General features: G+C 70.8%; 6 protein-coding genes. 4 read left to right on the top strand and 2 right to left on the bottom strand.

The features are described from left to right. Nucleotides 1–93 precede the first annotated feature (93 nt). Complete coding sequence (locus tag ACN6LD_RS36980) at nucleotides 94–1,434, bottom strand: S53 family peptidase (RefSeq protein ID WP_445045438.1); 1,341 nt, start codon at nucleotides 1,432–1,434, stop codon at nucleotides 94–96. A gap of 685 nt (nucleotides 1,435–2,119) precedes the next feature. On the opposite strand from ACN6LD_RS36980, the gene ACN6LD_RS36975 reads away from it, so the two are divergent. Then, nucleotides 2,120–2,875, top strand: a complete 756-nt coding sequence (locus ACN6LD_RS36975) for a trypsin-like serine peptidase (RefSeq protein WP_445045437.1) — start codon at nucleotides 2,120–2,122, stop codon at nucleotides 2,873–2,875. On the opposite strand, the gene ACN6LD_RS36970 is transcribed toward ACN6LD_RS36975, so the two are convergent. Beyond that, entirely contained in the window at nucleotides 2,872–3,630 is a 759-nt protein-coding gene (locus ACN6LD_RS36970) for a carbonic anhydrase (RefSeq protein ID WP_445045436.1), read from the bottom strand. The genes ACN6LD_RS36975 and ACN6LD_RS36970 overlap by 4 nt on opposite strands. 232 nt (nucleotides 3,631–3,862) lie before the next feature. On the opposite strand from ACN6LD_RS36970, the gene ACN6LD_RS36965 reads away from it, so the two are divergent. The 3 genes from ACN6LD_RS36965 (at nucleotide 3,863) to ACN6LD_RS36955 (ending at nucleotide 7,525) form a co-directional block, all read left to right on the top strand. Next, nucleotides 3,863–5,578 carry a serine/threonine-protein kinase gene (locus ACN6LD_RS36965; protein ID WP_319193887.1) on the top strand — a complete coding sequence of 572 codons (1,716 nt, stop codon included), beginning with the start codon at nucleotides 3,863–3,865 and terminating at the stop codon, nucleotides 5,576–5,578. 123 nt (nucleotides 5,579–5,701) lie between these two features. Beyond that, nucleotides 5,702–6,646: a C40 family peptidase gene (locus ACN6LD_RS36960; protein ID WP_445045441.1), complete on the top strand. Its 945-nt coding sequence runs from the start codon at nucleotides 5,702–5,704 to the stop codon at nucleotides 6,644–6,646. Nucleotides 6,647–6,814: 168 nt separating this feature from the next. Then, on the top strand, nucleotides 6,815–7,525 hold the full coding sequence (locus ACN6LD_RS36955) for a phosphatase PAP2 family protein (RefSeq protein WP_445045435.1): 711 nt from the start codon (nucleotides 6,815–6,817) through the stop codon (nucleotides 7,523–7,525). Nucleotides 7,526–7,560 lie beyond the last annotated feature (35 nt).

Genomic DNA, 7,560 nt, shown 5'->3' with positions numbered 1-7,560 from the left:
GATCTCGCGGCTGGGTGCCGCGGCCCGTTCGCCCTTTCGCCACGGGTGGCCCCCACGGCCCACTGTGGCTGATCGGTGTGACGGATGGTCAGGTCATCCGGTGAAGGCGTCCGTCCCCTCGGGGGTGCCGAGGCCGGTGGGGCCGTCGTAGCCGGAGCGGGCGGTGCAGAGGTAGGACGCGCTGGAGGAGCAGGTGCCGTTGCTGCCGCTGGTGACGTCGTTCAGGGCGGAGGCGCCGGCGGCGGCGTAGGGGTACGAGGCCGGGTAGTCGCTGCTGCCGGGGGTGCCGGCGAGGGCGTAGACGGCGGCGATGATGGGTGAGGAGGCGCTGGTGCCGCCGAAGGTGTACCAGCCGGCGGTGACGCCGTAGGAGTCGTAGACGGAGACGCCGGTCGCCGGGTCGGCCACGGCCGAGACGTCGGAGACGGTGCGCTTGGCGCAGCCGGTGTCGGTCTGCCAGGTCGGCTTGGCGTCGTAGGCGGAGCAGCCGGAGCCGGTGCCCTCGGTGGAGCTGGTGTTCCAGACCTTCTCGGTCCAGCCGCGGGAGTTCGAGGACGTGGACAGGGCGGTGCCGCCGACGGACGTCACGTACTTGGAGGCGGCCGGGTACTCGGCTCCGTAGCCCTCGTCGCCCGCGCTGACGGTGATGGCGACGCCGGCGTGCTTGAAGTACGAGGTGTCGTACGAGGTGTCCGAGGAGGACTCGGAGCCGCCGTAGCTGTTGGACACGAACTTCGCGCCCAGCGTCACGGCCTCGTTCACGGCCTTGCCGAGGTTGGTCATGGAGGCGGAGGTCGCCTCGACCAGCAGGATCTTGCAGTTCGGGCAGACCGCGGCGGCCATGTCGAGGTCGAGGGACTCCTCCTCGGCCCAGCCGCTGTCGGCGGAGGGCAGTGAGGTCGTCGAGCCGGTCTGGCTCACCTTCTTGAAGCAGCCGTTCGCCACCGTGCAGGCGGGGAGGCCGTAGTAGGAGCGGTACTTGGCGAGGTCGGCGGCGGCGTTCGGGTCGTCGTACGCGTCGACGATCGCGATGGTCTCACCGGAGCCGTTGCTCGAGGCGGCCCCGGCCAGGCCGTAGGCGTCCTGGAGGTCGGACGGACCGTAGCCGGTGGGGGCCGCGGCGGCCGCCTTCGGGGTGACGCCGGCGGTCCGGCCGGTGTCGGCGGCGCGTTCCTTCTGGAAGGCGGTGGTGCCGCCGGTGACGCGGAAGGAGTTGCAGGTCAGGTCGCCCTTGTGCTTGGGGGTGGCACAGGGGGTGGCCGCCCAGGTGACCTTCGAGGAGGCCGTCTCGGCGGTGGTGGCGGGGGCCGCGCTCGCTTGGGCCGCGGTGCCGAGTCCGGCGAGCACGAGTGCGGCGGCACCGAGGATCGAGGCGCCGGTGCGGCGTCGTCGGCCGGATCTGGCGGGGGAGGCGGGGGAAGTCGTCGTACGCAACGGACAGCTCCTGATGACGGGGTGACAGGGGCGGTGCGGGTGGGGGGGTGATGCGTGCCACCGGTACGTGGTCCCCGGAGGCGGGCGGCGGCCCACGACGACTGTTCCTTTGTTGAGTACGCGACAACAAGACACCCGGCGGAATCCTGACTTCCGCAATACCGGAGGGCGTGGGTGATTGCTGATCAATGGTGGGCGCGTGACGGGGCGATGGCCCGGACTTGACCCCGTACACGGGAAGTTCACAGGTTCCGCCGGGCGCGTGTGGACCTCAAGTGCGGTTGCGGCGGCGGGTAGTGGTGGACGGTCACCGCGCGCCTCGGTCCGCAGTGCGGATCACGTACGTCGCGGGGTGGGCGCCGGGCCGGGCCGGGTCTGCCCTCGGGGTGATCTCCGGGTGGCCTCCGGGGAAGCCCCTGCGGTTCGTCGTGACGACGTTCTCCGGGTCGTTCGTCACACGGAGGCGGACCGGGGCCTCTCCGTCGTCGCCCTCGCCGGACTCGTGCCGCCGCCGGGAGGCGACTCCGGAAACGGGCGGGGACTGTACCTCGTACGGGCGTGCGCCGCCCGCTGGAGGGCATCCGTACGGGGAAGCGAAGGAGGAACGGTTGTGTGGGCCGAGTGCGGGTAGCGTCCGAAGTGCTATCTGTCGCTTCTCTCACCTTCGTGGGACACAGTGGATCCGATGAACCGAAAAGCACTGCTCGGTGCGGCCGTGCTGCTGGCCGTCACCTCCGCCTCCGAGGCGGCCGCCGACGGGGGCCCCGGGCCCCTCGGGGTGACGGCCGTGGCCGTGTCGACGCCGCAGTCCGCGAAGGTCGGCGCGCTGTTCGCGGCGGACGACGCGGACGCCGGCCGACTGGCCGGCCGGCACGTCTGCACGGCGTCCGTGGTGCACAGCCCGCACCGCGATCTCGTCGTCACGGCGGCGCACTGTCTGCTCGACGCAGGCGACGTGGCGTTCGTCCCCGGCTACCGGGACGGCGAGGCCCCCTACGGGGTCTGGAAGGTCGGAAAGGTCTTCCTGCCCGACGGGTGGACACAGGGGCAGGACGAGGACAGCGACGTGGCGTTCGCCGCGCTCGAGGAGCAGGACGGCGAGGGCGTCGAGGACGTGGTCGGCGGCAACCGGTTCGCCACGGGCACCGCCACGGGGGCCACGCCCGTGACCGTCACGGGATACCCCAATGCCGCCGAGGCGCCGATCCGGTGCGTGAACAAGCCCACCGTCCACACCGCCACCCAGCAGCGCATAGCCTGCCCCGGCTTCACCGGCGGCACCAGCGGCAGCCCGTGGGTGAACGGCTACGGCGAGGTCGTCGGCATACTGGGCGGTCACGAGCAGGGCGGATCCACCGACGACGTCTCGTACAGCGTGGTCCTCGGACCGGAGGCCGCGCAGCTGTACCGGGAGGCGGCCTCCGATTCCCAGGAGCCCTAGGCGATGGGGTGCACGAGCTGGGTGGTGAGCTCATAGCGGGCCCCGACGACGGCAAGTTCGCCGGCCGAGATCTTCGCGGCGAGGTCGGGCTCGGCGGCGAGGTGTGAGCGGACGGCCCGGATGTTGGCGTCGATGGTCGAGTCCACGCGGGCGTCGCCCGTCTTCGTGCGGTCGATGGACGGGGAAATCCGGTCCGCGAGATACTGGATGTGGGCGGGCAGGCGCTCACCGCTCAGATCCGCCTGCACCGCGGCCTTCACCGCGCCGCACGACTGGTGTCCGAGCACCATGACCAGCGGTATCCCCAGTTCCAGCACCCCGTAGGCCACGCTGCCCAGAACGGCCTCGTCGAGCACTTCGCCCGCGCTGCGGACCGTCATCAGGTCGCCGAGGCCCTGGTCGAACACCAGCTCGGGCGGCACACGCGAGTCGATGCAGCCGAGGACCACGGCGAACGGCTGCTGCCCGGCCGTCAGGCTTGTCCGGACGGCGGGCGTCTCGTCCGGATGGCGCTCGCAGTAGGTGCGCCAGCGCCGGTTGCCCGCGGCGAGTTCCCGCAGCGCCCCGGCGGCGTCGGTGGGCCGGGGTGCGGTACCGCGCGATGTGGTCGCGCGGGGGGCGGCGGAGGCGGGGGCCGCCGCGAGGGCGAGGCCGCCCAGGGTCGCCGTGCCGGCGAGGCCGCGCAGCAGCGCGCGACGGGCGGTGGCGGCCGCAGGGCGCTGAACAGAACTGTGGGGGATGCCTTCAGGGTTCACGGGGTGGAACGTATGTCCGAGCCCTTGGCCGGTCGTACGTGTTGCCGAATCATGGCCCCGCATGACGATCAAGGGATCGAACGTTGGGCGATGCTTGACGCCGGCCCGGTCGCTCCTTTACCCACCGGGCGCGCCCACGATCGCGGACACCGGCCGGTTCGCGACGGCGGCACGGAGACAGAGGCACGGACCGCCTCCTTGGCCAACTGATCTATGTGGCAAGGTCGGTTCGGTGGACGTACTGAAGGCTCATGACCCCGCGCGGATAGGCGCGCACACGCTTCTCGCGCGGCTCGGCGCAGGTGGCATGGGGCAGGTCTACCTCGGGCGCTCGCCCGGTGGACGGCTCGTGGCGATCAAGGTCATCCGGGACGAGATCGTCGACCATCCGGAAGCGCTGGCCCGGTTCCGGCGCGAGGTGGAGACGGTGCGGGCGGTCCGCAGCGCGTACACGGCCAACCTCATCGACGCCTCGCTGGACACGGCGCCCTACTGGCTGGCCACGGAGTACGTGCCGGGGCCGACGCTGAGCCGGGCTGTGGCGGCCAAGGGGCCGCTGCCCGCCGAGACGTGCCGGGGGTTGCTCGCGGCGCTGGCCGAGGGGCTCGCAGCCGTGCACGCGCAGCGAGTCACCCACCGGGACCTCAAGCCGCAGAACGTCATCCTGGCGGCTCAGGGTCCGCAGCTCATCGACTTCGGCATCGCGCGAAGCGCGGCGCAGACGGCGCTCACCGAGGCGGGCTTCGCCCCGGGTACGCCGGGCTACACCGCTCCCGAGGTGCTGTTGCGCAACGAGGCGGGACCGGCTGCAGACGTCTTCGCGCTCGGTGCGACGCTCGCCTACGCGGCCACCGGCCGGCCTCCGTTCGGCTCGGGGGAGCCCGCCGGAGTGAGCTACCGCGCCGTCCACGAGCCCATGGATCTCGAGGGTGTGGAATCGGGTTTGGCCGCGCTCATCGACTCGTGCGTGGCCAAGGCGCCGGCGGACCGGCCCGGGCTCGGAGAGCTGATCGCGTGGTGCGAGGTGCGGTCGGCCCTCGTGGAGGACCCGTTCTACGCGGGGCTCGCGGACCTGGCGGAGGCAGTTCCGCCCACTCCTGCCTCCTCGTTCCGGACACCCGCCGCATCACCCGGGCCGTCGGCCCCTCCGGCGCATCCGCCCCTGGGCACGCACGACCTGCCGACAGCGCCGCCCGCGCACGGCTACGGGTACACCCCTACGCAGACGGTCCGTTCCGCTTCGGCCGACGGGCAGCGGAGGAAGCCGTGGCTGATCGCGGGAGCGACGGGGCTGGCCGTAGCGGTGGGGGTGGCCGCGGCGTTCACCCTGCTTCCCGGCACGGAGGGCGACGGAGACAAGAGCACTGACGGCGCGTCAGGCGGTGGAGCGACTTCGGCGGCCCCCACGAACGCCGGCAGTGACGAGTCGAAGCTCCAGCCGCCGGCCTACGTGGAGCAGACGAACCCTTCCCGTGACCTCTGGAAGGCTGATCCGCAATCACAGGACGGGCGAGGCGCGTGCAATCTGCCCCTGGAGGAGCGCAGCGAGCAGTTCGAGTCGTCGGTCGCCGAGGCGGGCTCCGATGCTCCCTACACCTCGGGCAAGGGGCGGATCGGGTTGCGGCTCAAGGCCGCTGCCACGACGCCCTACTACGTGGCGGTGGCCGTGAAGTCCCCCCATGCGATCGACTCGGACACCGGCAAGCCCTTCGAAGGGGGACTGATGGACAACGTGGACCTCGGATACACGAGCAAGCCCGTCGCGCTGGGCACCGAATGGGTGTACCTGACCTACCCGGACGACTTCCGGCAGATCGTGCGGGGCAAGAAGACCGGCGACGCGATCCCTGTCGCGAACGACCCCGGTGACTGGACCGTGCTCTTCCTCCATGCCCAGGCGCCGCAGAAGTACGCCACCATCGAATGCCGCGGGTTCGTCTCGAAGTAGCGCACACGACACGGACAGGTTGGGAAAAGACCCGTAAACAGGGTTGTGGTGGGGGAGGGTTGAGACGTGCGAAAAGTTTGGGTGGTCGGCGGAGCCACGGTCGGGCTCGGGCTGAGCTTTGTGATGCTCCTCGTCATAGGGGTGTACGTCGTCGCAGGCAACCTCGTCAACGGCGTCGGGGCCGGGAGCGTCGGGCTCGCCAAGGGGGCTGTGCCATCGGCCTACCAGACGCTCGTTCAGAAGTGGGGCAACCTCTGTCCGACCATCAACCCCGCGCTGCTGGCAGCCCAGCTGTACCAGGAGAGCGGGTGGGATCCGGACATCGTCAGTCACGCCGACGCCCGCGGCATCGCACAGTTCATCCCCAGCACCTGGGCCACGCACGGCGTCGACGGTGACGGCGACGGCGACCGCGACATCTGGGATCCGAATGACGCGATTCCATCGGCCGCCTCCTATGACTGCGACCTGGCGAAGTACGTCAGGGGAGTCCCCGGAGACACCACGAACAACATGCTCGCCGCCTACAACGCGGGCCCCGACCGCGTCATCCGGGCGGGTGGGGTTCCCTCCATCCGCGAGACGCAGAACTACGTCAAGACGATCCGCACGCTCGAGAAGTCCTTCGCCGCTCCTGTTTCTCGGGTGGATCCCTCCAAGCAGGCTGCCGGGGCCATCTACTTTGCGCAGAAGAAGCTCGGCACGCCCTATCTGTGGGGTGGGAACGGCACCGCTGACCAGGGAGGACGGTTCGACTGCTCCGGGCTGACCAAGGCCGCCTACGAGAGCGTCGGGATCACCCTGCCCCGGGTCGCCAACGATCAGTACAACGCCGGGCCGCATCCGAAGCGGAGCGAGCTGCTGCCGGGGGACCTGGTGTTCTTCTCCACCGATCTCAACAACTCGCGGGCCATCCACCACGTCGGGATGTACGTGGGGGGCGGGTACATGATCGACGCGCCCTACACGGGGGCCGTCATCCGGTTCGACCCCATCGACACCGCTGAGTACTTCGGAGCCACCCGGGTCACCGAAGATGGCGCGAAAGCGCTCCCGACGAGGGTGTGAGGCGGGCCGGAACCCCGGCTCTGAGCTGCGCGGATCTGTCTCTCTTCGATAACGTCTGAGTGATCATTCAGTGGAGAGTGGAACGTATCAACCGGGGCCGTGCGTTCCTGTTGAAGCGGGCGCATGCGAGGCGCGCCGAGCAGAACACGACGAAGGGGCCGCAGCACCATGGCTGGACTCGCCGAATCCGGGTCGAACCCCGACGTCGACCTGCTCTACGACATCAACGGGCTGGCCGAGGACGCCCCGCGCTGGTTCGACCGCATCGTCGAATTCGTCGGTGAATACGGGCTGTTGCTCGCCATGATCCTGCTGATCGTGTGGTGCTGGTGGGGAGTGCGCCGCCGGCCGGGCGGGGCCGAGGAGGCCGCCTCCTCCGTGGCCGCCCTGGTGTGGGCGCCGCTCGCCGCAGCCGTCGCCGTGCTGGTGAACGTGCCGATAAGAGGGTTCGTCGAGCGGCCGCGGCCCTTCCGCGATCACCAGGGTCTCGAGGTGCTCGTCTCCGGCAAGACCGACTACTCGTTCGTGAGCGACCACGCCACGCTCACCATGGCCATGGCCGTGGGGCTGTTCGTCGCCAACCGGAAGTTCGGGCTCGTCGGGATAGGGATCGCCCTGCTCGAGGGGTTCTGCCGGGTCTATATGGGCGTGCACTATCCGACCGACGTGATCGGCGGGTTCGCGCTCGGCACCGCCGTGGCGCTGCTGCTGTCGCCGGTCGCCTCCATGCTGCTCACCCCGGTGCTGCGGGCCGTCGACCGGTCGCCCCGGACGGGCTGGCTGGTGCGCAGCCGGTCGGCTCGGGCCGGCGAGCGGGAGGGGTTCGCCCGCGGCACCCGGCCCGAGGTCGCCGCGGAGGAGCGGGACCTCGCCGCCTGACGTCGTCCTCGGGCTTCAGGCTTCAGGCTTTGGGC

The organism is Streptomyces sp. SAS_272 (genome assembly GCF_052543235.1).
The sequence above is the reverse complement of the archived record's forward strand: the minus strand, read 5'-3'. Positions and strand labels throughout refer to the sequence as shown.